This window comes from Lentzea sp. NPDC059081 (assembly GCF_042738015.1).
Taxonomy (GTDB): domain Bacteria; phylum Actinomycetota; class Actinomycetes; order Mycobacteriales; family Pseudonocardiaceae; genus Lentzea.
In genome coordinates, this window is sequence record NZ_JBHYGW010000026.1 from 1 (window position 1) to 16,771 (window position 16,771).

Annotated in this window: 16 protein-coding genes; 9 read left to right on the forward strand and 7 right to left on the reverse strand. The window is 69.0% G+C overall.

What is annotated here, in order from left to right:
• Window positions 1-299: 299 nt before the first annotated feature.
• Together ACFWV3_RS36355 and ACFWV3_RS36360 are read left to right on the forward strand one after the other, a co-directional pair.
• Complete coding sequence (locus ACFWV3_RS36355) at window positions 300-1,547, forward strand: lysine N(6)-hydroxylase/L-ornithine N(5)-oxygenase family protein (protein ID WP_382418304.1); 1,248 nt, start codon at window positions 300-302, stop codon at window positions 1,545-1,547.
• Window positions 1,548-1,557: 10 nt separating this feature from the next.
• Window positions 1,558-1,752 carry an MbtH family protein gene (locus ACFWV3_RS36360; protein WP_382418306.1) on the forward strand — a complete coding sequence of 65 codons (195 nt, stop codon included), beginning with the start codon at window positions 1,558-1,560 and terminating at the stop codon, window positions 1,750-1,752.
• On the opposite strand, the gene ACFWV3_RS36365 is transcribed toward ACFWV3_RS36360, so the two are convergent.
• Window positions 1,742-2,422, reverse strand: a complete 681-nt coding sequence (locus ACFWV3_RS36365; protein WP_382418308.1) for an SDR family oxidoreductase — start codon at window positions 2,420-2,422, stop codon at window positions 1,742-1,744. The two genes, ACFWV3_RS36360 and ACFWV3_RS36365, sit on opposite strands and share 11 nt — an antisense overlap.
• Complete coding sequence (locus ACFWV3_RS36370; protein WP_382418310.1) at window positions 2,419-3,237, reverse strand: hypothetical protein; 819 nt, start codon at window positions 3,235-3,237, stop codon at window positions 2,419-2,421. Before ACFWV3_RS36370 ends, ACFWV3_RS36365 begins: the two co-directional genes overlap by 4 nt.
• A gap of 65 nt (window positions 3,238-3,302) precedes the next feature.
• Between ACFWV3_RS36370 and ACFWV3_RS36375 the strand changes: the two genes are divergently transcribed.
• Genes ACFWV3_RS36375 through ACFWV3_RS36385 form a run of 3 tightly spaced genes read left to right on the forward strand, consistent with a single transcriptional unit; the run spans window position 3,303 to window position 5,196 of the window.
• Window positions 3,303-3,668 (forward strand): GntR family transcriptional regulator, encoded by a 366-nt coding sequence (locus ACFWV3_RS36375; RefSeq protein ID WP_382418311.1) that lies wholly within the window; start codon window positions 3,303-3,305, stop codon window positions 3,666-3,668.
• Window positions 3,668-4,543 (forward strand): ATP-binding cassette domain-containing protein, encoded by an 876-nt coding sequence (locus ACFWV3_RS36380; RefSeq protein ID WP_382418313.1) that lies wholly within the window; start codon window positions 3,668-3,670, stop codon window positions 4,541-4,543. Before ACFWV3_RS36375 ends, ACFWV3_RS36380 begins: the two co-directional genes overlap by 1 nt.
• Window positions 4,540-5,196 (forward strand): hypothetical protein, encoded by a 657-nt coding sequence (locus ACFWV3_RS36385; protein WP_382418315.1) that lies wholly within the window; start codon window positions 4,540-4,542, stop codon window positions 5,194-5,196. Before ACFWV3_RS36380 ends, ACFWV3_RS36385 begins: the two co-directional genes overlap by 4 nt.
• Window positions 5,197-5,204: 8 nt before the next feature.
• On the opposite strand, the gene ACFWV3_RS36390 is transcribed toward ACFWV3_RS36385, so the two are convergent.
• Genes ACFWV3_RS36390 through ACFWV3_RS36400 form a run of 3 tightly spaced genes read right to left on the reverse strand, consistent with a single transcriptional unit; the run spans window position 5,205 to window position 7,473 of the window.
• On the reverse strand, window positions 5,205-6,176 hold the full coding sequence (locus ACFWV3_RS36390) for a LacI family DNA-binding transcriptional regulator (RefSeq protein ID WP_382418317.1): 972 nt from the start codon (window positions 6,174-6,176) through the stop codon (window positions 5,205-5,207).
• Between the two features lie 5 nt (window positions 6,177-6,181).
• Window positions 6,182-6,643 carry a hypothetical protein gene (locus ACFWV3_RS36395; RefSeq protein ID WP_382418319.1) on the reverse strand — a complete coding sequence of 154 codons (462 nt, stop codon included), beginning with the start codon at window positions 6,641-6,643 and terminating at the stop codon, window positions 6,182-6,184.
• Window positions 6,640-7,473 carry a DUF1996 domain-containing protein gene (locus tag ACFWV3_RS36400; RefSeq protein ID WP_382418320.1) on the reverse strand — a complete coding sequence of 278 codons (834 nt, stop codon included), beginning with the start codon at window positions 7,471-7,473 and terminating at the stop codon, window positions 6,640-6,642. The genes ACFWV3_RS36395 and ACFWV3_RS36400 overlap by 4 nt, the downstream gene beginning before the upstream one ends.
• A 217-nt stretch (window positions 7,474-7,690) precedes the next feature.
• Between ACFWV3_RS36400 and ACFWV3_RS36405 the strand changes: the two genes are divergently transcribed.
• Complete coding sequence (locus tag ACFWV3_RS36405) at window positions 7,691-9,400, forward strand: discoidin domain-containing protein (RefSeq protein ID WP_382418322.1); 1,710 nt, start codon at window positions 7,691-7,693, stop codon at window positions 9,398-9,400.
• Here the strand turns inward: ACFWV3_RS36405 and ACFWV3_RS36410 are convergent.
• Window positions 9,384-11,306 carry a hypothetical protein gene (locus tag ACFWV3_RS36410; protein WP_382418324.1) on the reverse strand — a complete coding sequence of 641 codons (1,923 nt, stop codon included), beginning with the start codon at window positions 11,304-11,306 and terminating at the stop codon, window positions 9,384-9,386. The genes ACFWV3_RS36405 and ACFWV3_RS36410 overlap by 17 nt on opposite strands.
• 275 nt (window positions 11,307-11,581) lie before the next feature.
• On the opposite strand from ACFWV3_RS36410, the gene ACFWV3_RS36415 reads away from it, so the two are divergent.
• From ACFWV3_RS36415 to ACFWV3_RS36425, 3 genes are all read left to right on the forward strand, one after another.
• Window positions 11,582-12,421: a dienelactone hydrolase family protein gene (locus ACFWV3_RS36415; protein WP_382418326.1), complete on the forward strand. Its 840-nt coding sequence runs from the start codon at window positions 11,582-11,584 to the stop codon at window positions 12,419-12,421.
• A 172-nt stretch (window positions 12,422-12,593) separates the two neighbouring features.
• Window positions 12,594-13,370, forward strand: a complete 777-nt coding sequence (locus tag ACFWV3_RS36420; protein WP_382418328.1) for a hypothetical protein — start codon at window positions 12,594-12,596, stop codon at window positions 13,368-13,370.
• A 3-nt stretch (window positions 13,371-13,373) separates the two neighbouring features.
• Window positions 13,374-14,198 (forward strand): hypothetical protein, encoded by an 825-nt coding sequence (locus ACFWV3_RS36425; protein ID WP_382418330.1) that lies wholly within the window; start codon window positions 13,374-13,376, stop codon window positions 14,196-14,198.
• A 62-nt stretch (window positions 14,199-14,260) separates the two neighbouring features.
• Here the strand turns inward: ACFWV3_RS36425 and ACFWV3_RS36430 are convergent, their stop codons facing one another.
• A complete protein-coding gene (locus ACFWV3_RS36430; RefSeq protein WP_382418331.1) occupies window positions 14,261-16,756 on the reverse strand; it encodes an ABC transporter permease in 2,496 nt (831 codons plus the stop codon).
• Window positions 16,757-16,771: the final 15 nt, after the last annotated feature.

Consider the following 16,771-nt stretch of genomic DNA (forward strand, 5'->3'; position numbering starts at 1 on the left):
CGAAAAGCGTGTCGACTTGACACCCCTCCGTTGTCGCAGCGAGTGCTGTGGCACGACTCGTGACGGGGGCCCCACCGGAACCTTCGTTTCAAGCCAAGGCAGCTCGGCTTCGCCGTCGCCATGCGTGCTCGCCTTCGGCTTCGCGCGCTGCCTTCGGCTTCGCGAATGGTCGAGTTCTGGTCGCGTTCGGGCGGTCTCCCGGTCTAGGACGTGGATCACGTCCGAATGCACTAGCTAAGGTATGCCTTAGTTAAGTTAGGGTTACTTTACGCTGTCGGGTGTGCTCGGAGAGGATCGCGATGGAACCGGTGTTAGACCTGGCCGGAATCGGCTTCGGGCCGTCCAACCTCGCTCTCGCCATCGCCGTGGAGGAGCATCCTCTTCCCGTCCGGGCCCGGTTCTTCGAGCGGCAGGCGCGGTTCGGGTGGCATCGGGGGATGTTGCTCGAGGACGCGACCATGCAGGTGTCGTTCCTCAAGGACCTGGTGACGTTGCGGAACCCGACCAGCTCTTTCAGCTTCCTGTGCTACCTGCGGGATCGGGGGCGGTTGATCGACTTCGTCAACCACAAGAACCTCTTCCCGTTGCGCAAGGAGTTCCACGACTACTTCGAGTGGGCTGCCGAGCGGGTGGCGCACCACGTGTCGTACGGCTCGGCTGTCGGTGACGTGCGGGTGGAGGGGGACGGGTTCTCGTTCGTGGCCGGGGAGGGGCGGGTGCAGGCTCGCAACCTCGTGTTGGCGACCGGGCTCGAGGCCAACCTGCCGGCGGGGATCGAGACCGGGGAGCGGATCTGGCACAACAAGGACCTGTTGCACCGGGTGGAGTCGGTGGAGGACCCGCGTCAGGTCGTGGTCGTGGGGGCCGGGCAGAGTGCGGCCGAGGCGGTGGCGTTCTTCCACGACCGGTTCCCGCGGGCCGAGGTGCACGGGGTGTTCGCGCGGTACGGGTACAGCCCTGCCGATGACAGCTCGTTCGCGAACCGGATCTTCGATCCTGCTGCGGTGGATGATTTCTATGCCGCGCCGGAGGACGTCAAGGCTCGGCTCATGGGGTACCACGCCAACACCAACTACGGCGTGGTCGACGGGGACCTGATCGAGGAGCTGTACCGGCGGGTCTACCGGGAGAAGGTCGTGGGGCGGCAGAGGTTGTTGTTGCACAACACGTCGCGCCTTGCTGAGGTGAAGGCTGACGGGCGGTGTTTGGTCGAGTCGCTCGCTGATGGCGGGCGGGTGCCGATCCACGCCGACGTGATCGTTTATGCGACCGGGTACCGGCCTGCCAACCCCGTTCGGGTGCTCGGGGACCTGGCTGAGCACTGCGTGCGGGACGAGCTCGGGCGGTTGAAGGTGACCCGGGACTACCGGGTGGTGACCGGGGAGGAGATCCGCGGCGGGATCTACCTCCAGGGTGGTACCGAGCACACGCACGGGATCACGTCGTCGTTGTTGTCGAACACGGCTGTGCGTGTGGGCGAGATCCTCGAGTCGGTGTTGCGGCGGCCTGCCGCCGTGCCGGTGTCGAAGCTTCAGGCAGTCAAGTGAGAGGAACGAGATGACCAACCCGTTCGAGGACCCGCAGGGCCGATTCTTCGTGCTGGTCAACGAAGAGCAGCAGCACTCGCTGTGGCCGGTCTTCGCGGACGTGCCCGCCGGGTGGACCAAGGTCTACGGCGAGGAGAGCCGGGAGGCGTGCCTCGCGTACGTCGAGGAGAACTGGACCGACCTGCGGCCTGCGTCTATCCGGTGAGGTAGTCGGCGAACGTCCGGGTGCCGGCTGCGTGGGCGGGGCTCAGGTTCCCGCCTGCTCGGTAGGCGCGGTAGGTGGCGCCGGGGAGTTTCAGCGGGACGATCCGGCGGTGCTTGCCCGTTGCTGCCAGGTAGGTCCGGGCGAAGGTGGTGGCCTCGCTGATCTCGGGGCCGCCCAGGTCCGGTGCGCGGCCCGCCGGAGAGGCCTGGGCCAGTGCGGCCAGCTCCGCGGCCACCTCGGCCTCGTCCACCGGCTGGAAGCGGAAGCCCGGGACGAGCATCAGCGGGGGCTTCGACAGGCGGTCGAACATCGAGCGCAGCAACGAGTGGAACTGGGTCGCGCGCAGGATCGTGTGCGGGGTGCCGGAGTCGATGATCAGGCGCTCGGCCGCCAGCTTCTGCCGGTAGTAGGGGAGCGAGACCTCGTTGCAGCCGACGATCGAGATGTAGACCAGGTGCGCCGGCCTGGTCGACAGCACGGCGTTCGCCATGGCGACCTCGTGGTGGAACGACGTCGCGCAGTGCACGACCACGTCTGCTCGTAGTGCGTTCAGGCCCGTGCCGCGCAGCAGGTCGGTGCCGGTGGCGCGGGAGACCGACCTGGCGCCGGGGAGGGCCGCGAGGACGTGCCTGCCCAGGGCGCCGGTGCCGCCGGTGACCGCATACGTCATGCCTCCACCCCGACACGGTGGTAGTAGGCCAGCACGACGGTTCCCGAGACCGCGGCGATCGCGCTCACCGCCAGGCCCGCCTGCGCGAGGCCGCTCATGCCGGTGCCCTCGCCGAGCAGCTTGATGCCGATCCAGGCCGCGACGATCGGGTTGACGACGGTCTGACCCGCCACGACCAGGTCGGGCGGGCCGGCCGCGTAGCCGAGCTGGATGAACCACGCCCCGGTCAGGAACGCGACGGCCAGGCCGGCCAGCGACACCCACTCGACCACCGGCAGGGCGGTGGTGACGTCGCGGACCAACACCGCGACCAGGCCGTAGAGAATGCCGGCGCCGGTGGAGAGAGCGAGGGCCCGCAGGGCGCCGGTGGTGAAGGTCGCGGCCACCGCGCAGACGAGCACGCCCGCCACGACCAGCTGGCCTGCCTGCAGGGCCACCTTCGGGGAGACGGTGGTCGGGACGGCCTCGCCCGCCGTGATCGAGACGAAGGCGACGATGCCCGCCGTCGCCACCAGCACCGCCACGGCGAGCAGGCCGGTCAGCCGACGGGCGCGGGCCACGGCGATGATCGGGATGGCCAGCGCGTTCAACGGGGCGACGACCGAGACCGGGGCCAGTGCCAGCGCCAGGACCTGCAGGACCGCGCACGCGACCAGCACCAGGAAGCCCTGGACCCAGCGGCGCGACGACACCAGGCGGTGGGCCGAGGTGAGCTTCAGGTCCGTCACCTCGCGCACACCGGCGTGCTGCCACATCGCGCCGAGGGCACTGCACCCCGCCGCGAGCACCGCGCACACGATCGCGACCCCGACCACGTGCCGATCCTACCTCGCTACTGCTATGGTTCATTACATGAGTAACGAACCCAGGAAGTGATGCCGTGTTCGACGACCGGAGCCCGATCTACCGGCAGATCGCCGACCGGATCAAGGCGGACGTGCTGAGCGGGGCGTTGAAGGCCGACGAGCAGGTCATGTCGACGAACCAGTACGCCTCGTACTACCGCATCAACCCGGCTACGGCGGCGAAGGCCTTCCAGCAGCTCGTGGACGAGCAGGTGCTCTACAAGAAGAGGGGGATCGGGATGTTCGTGAGCACGCAGGCTCGCGACATGTTGCGGGCACAGGGGAGGGAGACCTTCTTCGGGGAGGTCGTGGACCCGATGGTGGCGGAGGCGCGCGCGATCGGCATTCCGCTCGCGGAGGTCATCCGGCGCATCGAGCAGCACGAGAACGGGGGCGTGTGATGCGGGTCGAGGTAGCGGGTCTGACGGTTCGGTACGGGGACGTCACGGCGGTCGACGACGTGAGCTTCTCGTTGTCCGGCAACAAGATCTACGGTCTGCTCGGCCGCAACGGCTCGGGCAAGACCAGCATGATGTCGGCGCTCGCGGGCTACCGCAGGCCGATCGGGTCGGTGCGGCTCGACGGCGTGCCGGTGTTCGAGAACGCCGCCGCGATGCGCCAGGTCTGCCTGGTCCGGCACGCCGCGGACGCCGCGGACAAGGGCGACAAGGTCTCCCAGGTCCTCGAGTACGGCGCCGCATGGCGCGACACGTGGGACAACGCGTACGCGCTGGAGCTCGTCGACCTGTTCAAGATCTCGCCGAAGGCCAAGGTCGGCGAGCTGTCGCTGGGTCAGCGGTCGGCGCTCGGCGTCGTGATTGGGCTCGCCAGCCGGTCGCCGCTCACGATGCTCGACGAGTCGCACCTCGGCATGGACACGCCGACCCGGTACGCGTTCTACGACACCCTGCTCAGCGACTTCATGGCCCACCCGCGCACGATCATGATCTCCACGCACCTCATCGAGGAGCTGTCCTCGCTGCTGGAGGAGGTCGTGATCATCGACGCCGGCCGGCTCGTGCTGCAGGAGGAGGCCGACGTGCTGCGGTCGCGCGGCACCGAGGTCACCGGGAACACCGCGGACGTCGACGAGTTCACCGCCGGCCTGACCGTGCTCAGCGAGAAGTCGTTGGGACGCACCAAGTCCGCGATGGTCTACGGCGCGCTGGAGGACGCACAGCTCGTCCGCGCGCGACAGCTCGGCCTGGAGCTCGGCCCGATCGCGTTGCAGGACCTGTTCGTCCACCTCACCGAGCCCGTCGGGGGGAAGCGGTGAAGACCTTCCCGTACCTGGCCAAGACGCTGGTGTCGTTCTCCGCGATGGTCGCGGGCGGCGCGTTCGCGTTCGCCGTGGCGCTGACGTTCGTCCTCTCGTTCTTCAGCACGGTCGAGATCAGCGCGTGGAACGTCGTCGCCTCGCATGTGGGGCCGTGGTTCCTGTTGTGGGTCGGTGTCTACGCGATCCACAACATGCTGCCGATCGCCGTCGCGCACGGCCGCACGCGGCGCGAGTTCCTCATCGGGACGTCCCTGCTCGCCGTCGTGCTGGCGGTCGTGGGGATCGTGATCGCGTGGGCGGGGTTCCTCGCCGAGGGAGCGCTCTACTCGCTCATGGACTGGCAGGCCGACGCGCACGGCTCGTTGGTCGTGCACTTCCTGATGTACCTGGTGTGGTTCGTGACCGGGGCGCTGTGCGCGGCGGGGTTCGACCGGTTCGGCGCGGGAGGGGCCTTCGTGCTCCCGGCCGCGCTGGTCTTCATCGCCGTGACGAGGGCCCAGCTCCCGGGCTCCGGCGACCTGCCGCTCTTCCCAGACGGTCCCGCCCAGCTCGGGGCGGGGTGGTACGGGCTGTCGGCGGCGGCGTTCGTGGTGGCACTCGCGGGGATGTGGGCACTCGCGCGGAACATGCCGGTCCGGGTGCGGTCCTAACCGCTGTCCTAACCGCTGTCCCGCACCACCAGCGTCGGTTCGAAGATCACGGACGTGACGGACGCCCGTTCCTCCGTGATCTGCCGCAGCAGCTGGCGCGCCATCTCGGCGGCCATGTCGGCGATCGGCTGGCGGACCGTCGTCAGCTCGGGTTCGCACGTCAGCGCGGCGGTGCTGTCGTCGAACCCGACGATCGCCACGTCGTCGGGCACCTTGCGGCCGTGGCGGTGCAGCACCGGGATGGCGCCGTTGGCCGCGAGGTCCGACGCGATGAAGACGCCGTCGACGTCCGGGCACAGCGCGATCAGCTTTTCCATCGCGGCCACGCCGGACTGCCGGGTGAAGTCGCCGTGCACGACCCACGCGTCCGGCACCTCGGCGAGGAAGCCCAGGAGCCGGTCCTGGCCCGCCGGGGTGTCCTGCGGGCCGGTGATCGTGGCGATGCGGCGCCGGCCCAGCTCCTTCAGGCGGCGGCCGGCCAGCGCGGCACCCGCCGTCTGGTTCACGTCGACGTACGTGATCGGCATCGGCTTGAGCGGCCGGCCCGCCAGCACCACCGGCAGGCCGGCCTCGATCAGCTGGCCCGGCACGGGGTCCGCGGGGTCGGTGTGCACGAGGATCACGCCGTCGAGCCGTCCGCACCGCAGGTCGCTCAGCGCCTGCTCGCGCGTGCCGGGGCCGGTCATCATCAGCACGAGCTGGACGCCGAGCGGCCGGACCACCCTGGTCACGCCGCTGACGACGCTCGCCAGGTGGGGGTCGCCGAGCATGCGCCGTTCGTCCGGCAGCACCAGGCCGATCGCGTCGGCCCGGCGGGTGACCAGGGAGCGGGCGGCGATGTTGGGGAGGTAGCCGGTGGTGGAGATGGCCTTCTCGACCGCGTGGCGCAGCGACTCGTCGACGCTGGCGGCCCCGTTGACCACCCTCGACGCGGTCGCGCGCGACACCCCGGCCACCCGAGCCACCTCCTCCAGCGTCACGCGCTTCACCCGGCCGCCAGTTCCGCTGTGCGGTGGCGTTCCATCAGCTTGACCACCTCGGCGGTCGGCTGGTGGGTGATGGCGGACCCGGCCGAGCGCAGCACCTGCAGCGACTCGGTGAGGTGCGTGTGGACGAACTGCCTCAACGCGTCCGGGCTCGTCGCGGCCAGCTCGATCTCCGCGTCCGTGGGCATGCCGGGCATGTCGTGCCCCGCGTGGTTGTTGACGTACGGTCCGTCGAGCAGCTTGCGCAGCTCCACGAGCTCGGCGGCGCGGTTCTGCTTGAGCTCGGCGCGGTCGGTCAGGTCGACGAGCTTGAGGGCCTGCTCGTCGGTGGCGATGGACAGCTCGACGAACGCCCGTTCCGTTGCGCCGTAACCGTTCTGCTGGGTCGTGGACGGGGCCTGGGGCGCGGGTGGAGCCTGCTGGCAGGCCGCGAGAAGGCCTGCCAGCAGGAGCACTGTCATCCGTGGTTGCCGGCGTGATCGCACTTCAGCACCACGTTGATGCAGTTGCGGACACGACGTTCCATCTCGGACCGCGGCCACACGTTGAAGAAGTCCCCGTGCATGGTCTGCCCCGTACCGGAAGCGAGCCTGAGGCCGGCCGTGGAACCGTTGACCGGGTACCTCAGCACCATGCGCAGCTTCGGCACGGGAACGGGGTGCGTCGACGGGCAGCCGCCCGCGACCGGGTAGGACAGGTGGGACTTGTGGTCGGACGAGTCGAGGTCCCTGCCGTTCCAGCACTGCGGGAAGTCCAGGTAGGTCTCGAGCATCGTGCCGGACGGGCACACCACGAAGTTCTTGGACGGGTTGACCTGCCCCGCGTGCAGGCAGGACCAGCGCGCGATGCTGTCGTTGTCGCCCGTGGCCTTCGCGTTGCCCGCCACGATCTTCAGCCCGTACGGCATGGGCTGGATCGCCGCCGGGTTGTTCACGCCCTCACCGAGGTAGTAGAAGGTCACGCCGGTGGGGGCGATCGCCGTGTTGTCCCGGTACAGGGTCGGTACCCAGTACGACGAGATGTCCGCGGCCGGGTTGCAGTTGCCCGTCTGGCCCTCCAGCGACTGCTGGGTGGACCGGGCGTCGGTCGAGTGGTTGCCGAAGAAGTCGTGCGAGTGGGACGCGCCGGGGAGGTTCGGCAACACGATCGGGTCGTCCGGGAGGCGGTGGCTGATCGGGCACTCGGCGAGGAACTCGGCGACGCGTACCGGTTCTCCTTGTGCCGCAACGGGGATGCTCAGCACACCCGCAGCCAGGGCGAGGATTGTCGCTAGGTGGAACAACTTCTTCATCGAAGCTTTTCCTCTCCGCAGCAGGATTGGGAGAGCGCTCTCACGCTCATCGAGCATGGCGCAGGTCGTAACGAGGCGTCAATCCGCAAGAAACGTTCAGAAGTCCCGGTTTTCTTGACAGCGCGGCCCCGGTGGCTCGACCCTCGGCTCTGAACTCCTGTCGGAGAGAGCGCTCTCTCACACTCGTCGCCCAGTTCTCCGGCCTCAGGAGCACCCCATGTCAGGAAGGCTTCACCGAGGAAGACTCACCCTGCTGGTGGCGGCGGCCGTCGTCGCCGCCACGTTCACCCCGGTCGCGCACGCCGCCGGTCCGCTGATCTCCCAGAACCGCCCCGTCACCGCGTCCAGCAGCGAGAACGTCGCGTTCCCCGCGACCGCCGCGGTCGACGGCGACGCGGGCACGCGGTGGTCCAGCGCGTTCAGCGACCCGCAGTGGATCCAGATCGACCTCGGCTCGTCCGCGAAGGTCGACCAGGTGACGCTCGCCTGGGAGTCCGCGAGCGCCAAGGCGTACACGCTCAGCATCTCCGCGGACGGCACCTCGTGGCAGGAGCTTCGTCGAACGACGACCGGCCCCGGCGGCACCGAGACGCTCGCGGTCAGCGGCACCGGCCGGTACGTGCGGCTCGACCTCACCCAGCGCGCCACCCAGTACGGCTACTCGCTCTGGGAGTTCCAGGTGTTCGGCACGTCCGGCGGCACCGGCGGCGGGGAGACGCTGTTGTCCTACGGCAAGTCCGGGTCGGCCTCGACGTACCAGGACGACGCGAACTGCGGCGGGTGCACCCCGGCCAAGGCGTTCGACCGCGACCCGGCCACCCGCTGGGCCACGAGCCCGACCAACGGCTGGGTCGACCCCGGCTGGATCACGGTCGACCTCGGTGCGCGGGCGACGATCTCGAAGGTCGTCCTGCAGTGGGACCCGGCCTACGCCACGGCGTACCGGCTGGAGGTCTCCGACGACAACGCGAACTGGCGGCAGATCTACTCCACGACCACCGGTCGCGGGTTCAAGGAGACGCTGACCGTCAGCGGCACCGGCCGGTACGTGCGGATGTACGGCACGGCCAGGTCCAACGGCTACGGCTACTCGTTGTGGGAGTTCCAGGTCTACGGCACGGGCGGCGCGCCGACCACGCCTCCGCCACTGCCGCCGAACCCGTCCTTCCCGGGACGTCTGGTGTGGTCGGACGAGTTCAACCTGCCCGCGGGCACCGCACCGGACGCCTCGAAGTGGACGCCGGAGACCGGGCCGGGCGTGAACAACGAGCTGCAGTACTACACGAACAACAACAACGCCCGGCACGACGGCAACGGCAACCTGGTGATCCAGGCACGGCGTGAGGTCACTCCCGGCAGCGCGTGCCCGGTGGACCCGGTGAGCGGCAGCGGGACCTGCCAGTACACGTCGGGGCGGCTCAACACCTACGGCAAGTTCAACTTCACCTACGGCCGGGTCGAGGCGCGGATCAAGGTGTCGTCGACGCAGGGTCTGTGGCCCGCGTTCTGGATGCTGGGCGCGGACTTCTTCGACCAGCGCAGGCCGTGGCCCTACACCGGTGAGATCGACATCATGGAGCACGTCGGCAAGGAGCCGAACAAGGTCTACTCGACGCTGCACGCTCCCGCCTACAACGGTGCGGGCGGCTACGGCTCACCGCTCGACCTCGGCCAGCCGGCGTCGTCGGCGTTCCGGACCTTCGCGGTCGAGTGGGACTCCAGCCACATGACGTTCAGCGTGGACGGCAACAGGTTCTTCACCGTCGACCGGAACGTCCTGGAGACCACCCGCGGCCCGTGGGTGTTCGACCACCCGTTCTTCATCATCATCAACAACGCGGTGGGCGGTGACTGGCCCGGCCCGCCGGGGGCCGGGACGCAGCTGCCGCAGGACATGGTGCTGGACTACGTCAGGGTGTACCAGTGATCGAGACCACGGCCGGCGGTGAGACGTCGAACGCCTCGCTGACGGCCTCCACCTCGATCTGCGCGGTCTCGCCGTTCGCGAGCGGGATCGCGGGCACGAAGTACGCGTCGTTCGTCGTGCCGCCCAGGAAGATCCGGTCGGTGCCGGCCTTGTAGACCCGGTACTGCCTCACGGCACCGGATGCGCGAGTCCAGGTGAGCCGTGCCGACACCGTCGTGGAGTTGGTGCGGCTCACCTGCTCGACCTGGATGTTCCTGGGAGCGACCGGCGAGGTCAGGACCGGGTTGGTGACGCCGATCCGGCCGATCAGCGCGGTGACGGTCGCACCGGGCAGCACGCGCAGCGAGATCTCCGTGAGCGTCGTGCCGGAGTGCTCGCCGAGCGGGAACACGCTGCGCCGCCACCCCGCGCTGACGCCGCCGAGGTCGAGGACGGTCTCGGTCGTGCCGAACCTGAGCACGACCTGCAGCCGCGACGGGCCGTCGCCGGTGCGGTGGACGATCTCGAACTGGCTCGCGCCGGTGATCGGCAGCGACGTCGCGAACAGCCGGACCTCGTTGGTGTCCTGGGGAGTGCCGGTGATCTTCAACGCCGTGCCGCCGTCGTACGGGTCGTCCCAGTCGAGCGACGGGGTGACCTTGGTGCCGGTCCCGGTGACGCTCCAGCGCCACGTCGGCAGCACGTCCTGCAGCGACAGGTTGTTCCACGCCTGCGTCGAACGGACCGTGCCGCCGACCGCGAACTTCCTGCCGTGGCCGGTGTTGAAGTTCGTGACGAACGGCAGCGAGGTGATCGGCGTCAGCTCGGTGATGTAGTGGGCGATGCCCTTCCAGCTCGCCGTCGTCGTGGTGTTCGCCGGGTCGCCGTTCGGGCCGACCCAGAACCTGTTGTCCCGCGCGTAGAAGTCGGCGGGGCTCGTCGACGACTTGAACGTCCACTCCGGACGGTAGAAGCCGAGCGACGTCACGTGCGGTTTGTTCTCCGGGAAGACCGAGGTCCAGCCGACGCTCGTGTTGTAGCCGCTGGCCTCGACGTCCACACCGGACGCCAGGTCGTACGGGCTGCGGCCCATCTGCTGCGCCAGCGCCGCCGAGCTCGCGAGCCCCGAGGTGCTCCACCAGAAGTTCAGGAACATCTCGTCGGACTGCTCGAAGAACGTCCTGTTGCGCGCGGTCAGGGCGTTCTGCCAGCTGACACTTCCGGTGTCGGTCATCGCGTCGTACCAGATGATCCGCAGGCCGCTCTTGCGGATGTAGACGATGAAGTCGCGCATGTCGTTCGCCAGTTGCGTGGTGCCGCCGGCGGTCTCCTGGTTGAGGAACCAGCCGTCGAACCCGTAGTGGCGCGCGACCTGGACCATCTTGTCCGCCACCGGGAACCGGTCGCCGTCGCGCCTGACGAAGTCGCGGACCCACTGGATCTGGCCGCCGTACGCGGTCGGCGGGAGGAAGACGTTGCCGATCACCTTGACGCCGTTGCGGTGCGCGGCGTCGGTGACGGTCGGGTTCGGCGCGAGGATCAGGCCCTCGGAGGCCGAACCGCCCCAGAACACCAGCTCGTCGATGTACTGCCAGTAGTTCGTGGCGTAGTAGTTCATGTCGAGCGAGCCCTGCGCGGGGTTGAAACTCGTCGGCGCGTACGCCACCAACGCCTGCACGCGCGCCTCGCCGGGGTGCGCGTGCGCGTTGGCCGGTCTGGCCGGGACGACGCGTCTCGCGAGAGGAACGGTGCTGCGGTTGTACTTCGCGTCCCGGTCGGTCGACGGATCCCAGTTCAGGATCGTGGCCGGGTGCCAGTACGACGCGTACGGCTGCGCTGTCTCGGCAGCGGACGCGGGAGTCTCGGACAGCAGACCGGTGAGTGCTGCTGTGGAGCTCAGAACGAGGAACTGTCTCCGTGTGGGCACGTGATCACCCTCGTGGGCCATCTGATTCGCCGCATACCGCCGCTGCGGTGACCGGACAGGACGACAATGTCCCGTTCTGCTGCGCTGGGTAACCGGACCCGTTCGACTCGAATCGACCCCGTCCGTTCGACGTCCGTGCACGTCACAGTCGGGTGCAGTACGCCGAAACGTCCCGTTAACCATCCGAGTGGGCGAGTTCCGCGTTCGCTACCGGGCGGTAGCGTGAGTTCGACCGTCGCTTTTGGTTCCCTGCAACCAATCGAGGTGTCTTCGTCGTGCGCATCAAAACAGTGCTTGCGGCGCTCGTCCTGGCGCTGATCCCTGCCACCGCCCCGGCCACCGCCACCGCGGCGGCCAACCCCTACGAACGCGGTCCCGCCCCCACGGCCACCTCCGTGGAAGCCTCCCGCGGCACGTTCACCGTCACGTCCACCGCCGTCGCCCGCCAGTCGAACTTCGGCGGCGGCACGGTCTACACGCCCACCAGCGACCTCACGTTCGGCGCGATCGCGATCTCGCCGGGCTTCACCGCGACCCAGACCTCGGTGGCGCACTTCGGCCCCAGGCTCGCGTCCTACGGGTTCGTGGTGATCACCATCAACACCCTGTCCACCCTCGACGACCCGGACAGCCGCGGCAGCCAGTTGTTGGCGGCCCTCGACTACGTGGTCCGCACCAACCCCCGCGTCGACGCCTCGCGCCTCGCCGTGATGGGGCACTCGATGGGCGGCGGGGGAGCGTTGCGCGCCTCCGCCTCACGGCCCGCCCTGCAGGCCTCGATCCCGATGGCCGGCTGGCACACCACCAAGAACTGGTCGTCGGTCCGGGTGCCGACCCTGGTGCTCGGCGGCCAGAACGACCCCACGGCCCCGAACTCGCAGCACTCCACCCCGTTCTACAACTCGATCACGGCGGCGCCCGACAAGGCGTTCCTGGAACTGCGCGGGGGAGACCACTCGACCCCGCGCGGTGACGGCGTGACGGTGCGCAAGTACACGCTGTCGTGGCTCAAGCGGTTCGTGGACGACGACCTGCGCTACGACCAGTTCCTGTGTCCGGCCCCTGCACCGGACTCGCTCATCTCGGCGTACCGGGACACCTGCCCGCACGCCTGAGCGAACGTGAAGGGGCTGCACCGGCACGCGACGGCCCGGTGCAGCCCCTTCTGCCAGCCGGGATCGCGCGATCGTGCACCGGTTCTGCCCGTTCCTCGACCCCCTCGACCTCCTCGCGCACCGCCCTCCGGCCCGATGCTTCGCAGAGTGAAGCCGACGGAGCGAGGGAACCATGCCCACTGAAGCCGAACAGGTCTGGGCCTGGGTGCGGCAACCGTTGCTGGACTTCAGGAACAGTTGCGAGAACGAGCCGGACCTCGACTGGCCGGAGCGCGTGACGCGGTTCCTCGCCGCGCTCGGCCTGCTGTCCGCCGACCAGCACCCGCTGACGGAGTGGCTGGTCGCTCACCTGACCGAGGTGTCCGGCAGGGGCGAGGACCCGGTCGCGCACCTGGCCGGCACGCCGGAGAAGCAGCTCGCCGAGGTCGTCGCCGCACAGGTGATGGCGATGTATCCCGCCGTCGCGCAGCCGCCTCGCAGCCCCGAGGAGGTGTCCGCGGACGCGGTGAACCTCCTCGGCCTGCCCGCGCTGACCGACCTGGTGACGTCCCGGCCCGACCTGGTCGACGGGTACGACCCCGCGCAGGTGTCGGCGGCGCTCGCCGCGGTGCTGGCCACCAGGCTGACCGGGCGGCACCCCGCTCAGGACGGGCTGTCGACGGCGCTGGCGCACTTCATCGAGGTGCGGCTCCACACCGATCCCGGGACGGGCAGCGAGTTCTACGCGGTGTTCGAGGCGCACCAGGAGCTGGCCGACCAGTGGACCTCCCACCAGGTCGGTCTGCTGGCGGACGCGATCGCCGGGCTGCTTCCCGTGCGGCAGGCGGTTCCGGTCATGCCAGACCTGGTGGCGGAGGTGCTGCGCGACGTGCCCGGCGCGGCCGAGTTCCTGACCGTGCAGGAGATCAACGCGCTCATCCTCGAAGCGCTGTCGGAAAGCGAGGCGTGACCCGTGGACCCGAACCGTTCACACGACGACTTCAGGAACACCGTCAAGCTCAAGGCGGTCAAGGCGGTCGAGGACAAGAAGAAGAGGCAGGTCCCGCCGGCAGACCTGTTCGAGATCAAGCCCGCGGAGAAGCCGAGCACGGCCGGGGAGATCACGGCGTGGGCCGAGCTGGGTCGCCAGGCCGCGATGGCGTGGGCGAAGAAGGTCGTGCTGAACAGCCAGCAGGACATGCTGAACGACGTTGCGTCGGCATTTCGCCGACTGTCCGGTGGAATGGGCAGCCCCAGTGCGATAAAAGCCTTCGGTGAGTGGCGAACCGGCGACGGCTGGCGGGCCTGGGACCTCTTCACCACGCTGCAGCAGCCCCTGGCCGAGGAGTCGAGGAAGATCGTCGACGAGCAGGAACGGCAGGCCGCCTTCAACAGCAACAAGCAAAGAGCCACAGCTCTGGCGGTGAGCTTGCGGGATCAGTACCCCCACGGTGACTCGAAGAAGGTGGGGCGCGTGGTTGCGGGGCTGGCCGACAGTGACGGCGGCGGCTGGACGGGAACCAGCAGAGGCGTCAAGAAGAAACTGATCGCCGTCACGTGGCAGCTCCTGTCGGACGTCGTGAAGAAGGAGGACTGGGAGGTGCATGCCTGTGGTGAGGTCGACGCGATCAACAAATACCTGATCGACATGGGCTTCCAGTCCGTCAAGGACATCCCCGGAGGCGAACTGTTCAGCCACGCCGAGACCTGGAGCGACGAGAAGCACCGGTGGGAAGGCAGGAAAGCCTGCAAGAACTGCATTCAGTGGCTGGAGAGGATCGGGGCGAACCTGGCGTGACCCCGCACGGGAGAAAGGGCCGCCACCCGTCCAGAAGACGGTTGGCGGCCCTTTCTCGTGCGTCACTCGTAGGCGATCGCGTCCAGCACGTTCAGCCGCGCCGCGCGGATCGCCGGCAGGATCGCCGCCACCACGCCGACGACCGCCGCCACCACCAGGTACTGGACCATGGTGGCCCAGGGGAACCCGATCTCCGAGATGCCCTGGTCCTTCAGTGCCTGCACGGTCGCGACGCCCAGCGCGAGACCGACCGCGAGGCCGAGCACCGCGCCGAACACCGAGATCACCACCGACTCGACGGTGATCATCCGCATCACCTGGGCGCGCCGCATGCCGATGGCGCGCAGCAGGCCCAGCTCGCGGGTCCGTTCGATCACCGACAGCGCCAGCGTGTTGATGACGCCGAGCACGGCGATCAGGATCGCCAGCGCCAGCAGGATCTGGATCATCAGCAGGACCGTGTCGAACTGCGAGGTCGTCTGCTTCACGAACGCGCTGCGGTCCTGGACGGTGATCTCCGGGTTGTCGGCGAACAGCGGTTCGACGCGCTTCTGCACGTCCGTCGCGTTCGTCCCCGGCTTCACCTTCACGAACGCCTGGCCGATCTGGTCGGAGCGGAAGTCCTTCGCCGCCGACTCCGGCAGCACCAGCGCGCCCTGCAGCACCTGCGACTTGGCCCAGATGAAGGCGACGGTGAACGTGCGGGGCTCGCTCTTGGCGAGCTGCAGCGTCACCGTGCTGCCGACCTTCCAGCCCTTCTCGGTCGCGACGCCCTCCGGAAGCGCCATCTGGTCGTCCTTCAGCGGCGCGATCTCACCCGACAGCGGCTTGAGGGCGAACATGTCCTTCATCGCCGGCACGCTAGTGATGGCGGTGGCGAACATCTGGTCGTCGCCCTGCAGCACGCCGTCGGAGGCCCAGCCGAACGCCGAGTCGACGCCGTCGGTCTTCTCGACCTGCGTGAGCACGTCCCGCTTGAACGTCGCGGGCTGGCCTTCCATCTGGCCCTCGCCGGAGATGATCAGGTCGGTCTGCAGCTGGCCCGCGGCGAGCTTCTCGATCGACTTGGTCGCCGACGTCAGCACCACGCTCACGCCGGTGATCAGCGAGATGCCGACCATCAGCGCGGCCGCGGTGATCGCGGTGCGGCGCGGGTTGCGGGCGGAGTTGCGCCGGCCCAGCAGGCCCGGCATCGACCACGACAGCAGCCTGCCGATCAGCGACACCATCGGCTTGGACAGCAACGGGGTCAGCAGCGCGACGCCGACGAGCGCGACCAGGATGCCGCCGAAGATCAGCGGCAGCGAGGCGGCGTTGAATCCGAACCCGAGCGACGCGCCACCCGCGGCCAGCACCAGCGCGCCGATGACCGTGATCTTGGTCAGCGGGCGGTCGGGCGTGGCGGCCTCGCGCATCGCCGCGACCGGGGCGATCCGCGACGCCCGCAGCGCCGGCATGACCGCCGCGATCATGGTCACGACGATGCCGACCGCGAACGACGAGATGACCGCCGACATCGGCACGCCGATGCCCGCGAGCTGCAGGTTCGTGCCGCCGACCGAGCTGAAGATCGTCGCGAGCAGCGCGCCGACGCCCACGCCCGCGCCCAGGCCGACGATCGACGCGATCAGGCCGATCACGAACGCCTCCATCACCACGGAGCCGATGACCTGGCCGCGCGAGGCACCCATCGACCGCAGCAGCGCGAGCTCGCGGGTGCGCTGGGCGACGATGATGGAGAACGTGTTGAGGATGATGAAGATGCCGACGAACAACGCGATGCCGGCGAACCCGAGCAGCACGTAGTTGAAGAACTTCAGGCCCTCGTTGATCTGGTCGGCCTGCTCCTTCGCCAGCGCCGCGCCGGTCTTGACGTCGTAGGACGAGCCGAGCTTCGCCGCGACCGCGTCGCGCAGCGCGTCGTCGGAGGTGCCCTGCGCCGCCGTCACCGTGATCGACGAGTACGCGTCTTTCTTGCCCAGCAACAACTGCTGCGCGACCGGCTCGGTGAACGCCACGGACAGCTCGCCGCCCAGTGACTCGCGGCCGCCCGCGTACTCGTAGACGCCGGTGACCTTGAAGGTCTTCTTCGGCTCCAGCGTGAGCAGAGCGATGTCGTCGCCCACCTCGAACCCGCCGGTCGACGCCAGGTAGGCGCCCAGGACGACCTCGTCGTCCGCCGCGGGAGCCCTGCCGTCGCGGATCTTCTCCTGGCCCGTCCCCGTCCAGTTGGTGCCGAACCGCGGCGCGCCGGACGTGGTGATGACCTTGCCGTTCTTGCCGATCGGCCGCGCGGAGCCCTGCACGTCGCCGACCGCCGACGCCACGCCGGGCACGGACTTCACGTCCGCGATCGCCTGCGGCGTCAGGGGTTCCGGCTGCTTGCCCTTCTCCTGCTTGGGCGACACCGACACGTCGACGTTCGCGAACGCCGACGAGAACAGGTCGGTGAACGACCGCTGGAGCGTGTCGGTCAGGACGAACGAACCGGACACGAACATCACGCCCAGCACCACCGCGAGCGCGGACAGCACCAGCCGGAGCTTGCGCGAGAGCAAGCTCTTGATCGTCGC

What these genes read in the sequence shown, in the direction of transcription:
- ACFWV3_RS36355 (WP_382418304.1), top strand. Translation starts at nt 300, where the DNA reads ATGGAACCGGTGTTAGACCTGGCCGGAATCGGCTTCGGGCCGTCCAAC.
- ACFWV3_RS36360 (WP_382418306.1), top strand. Translation starts at nt 1,558, where the DNA reads ATGACCAACCCGTTCGAGGACCCGCAGGGCCGATTCTTCGTGCTGGTC.
- ACFWV3_RS36365 (WP_382418308.1), bottom strand. Translation starts at nt 2,422, where the DNA reads ATGACGTATGCGGTCACCGGCGGCACCGGCGCCCTGGGCAGGCACGTC.
- ACFWV3_RS36380 (WP_382418313.1), top strand. Translation starts at nt 3,668, where the DNA reads ATGCGGGTCGAGGTAGCGGGTCTGACGGTTCGGTACGGGGACGTCACG.
- ACFWV3_RS36395 (WP_382418319.1), bottom strand. Translation starts at nt 6,643, where the DNA reads ATGACAGTGCTCCTGCTGGCAGGCCTTCTCGCGGCCTGCCAGCAGGCT.
- ACFWV3_RS36400 (WP_382418320.1), bottom strand. Translation starts at nt 7,473, where the DNA reads ATGAAGAAGTTGTTCCACCTAGCGACAATCCTCGCCCTGGCTGCGGGT.
- ACFWV3_RS36405 (WP_382418322.1), top strand. Translation starts at nt 7,691, where the DNA reads ATGTCAGGAAGGCTTCACCGAGGAAGACTCACCCTGCTGGTGGCGGCG.
- ACFWV3_RS36420 (WP_382418328.1), top strand. Translation starts at nt 12,594, where the DNA reads ATGCCCACTGAAGCCGAACAGGTCTGGGCCTGGGTGCGGCAACCGTTG.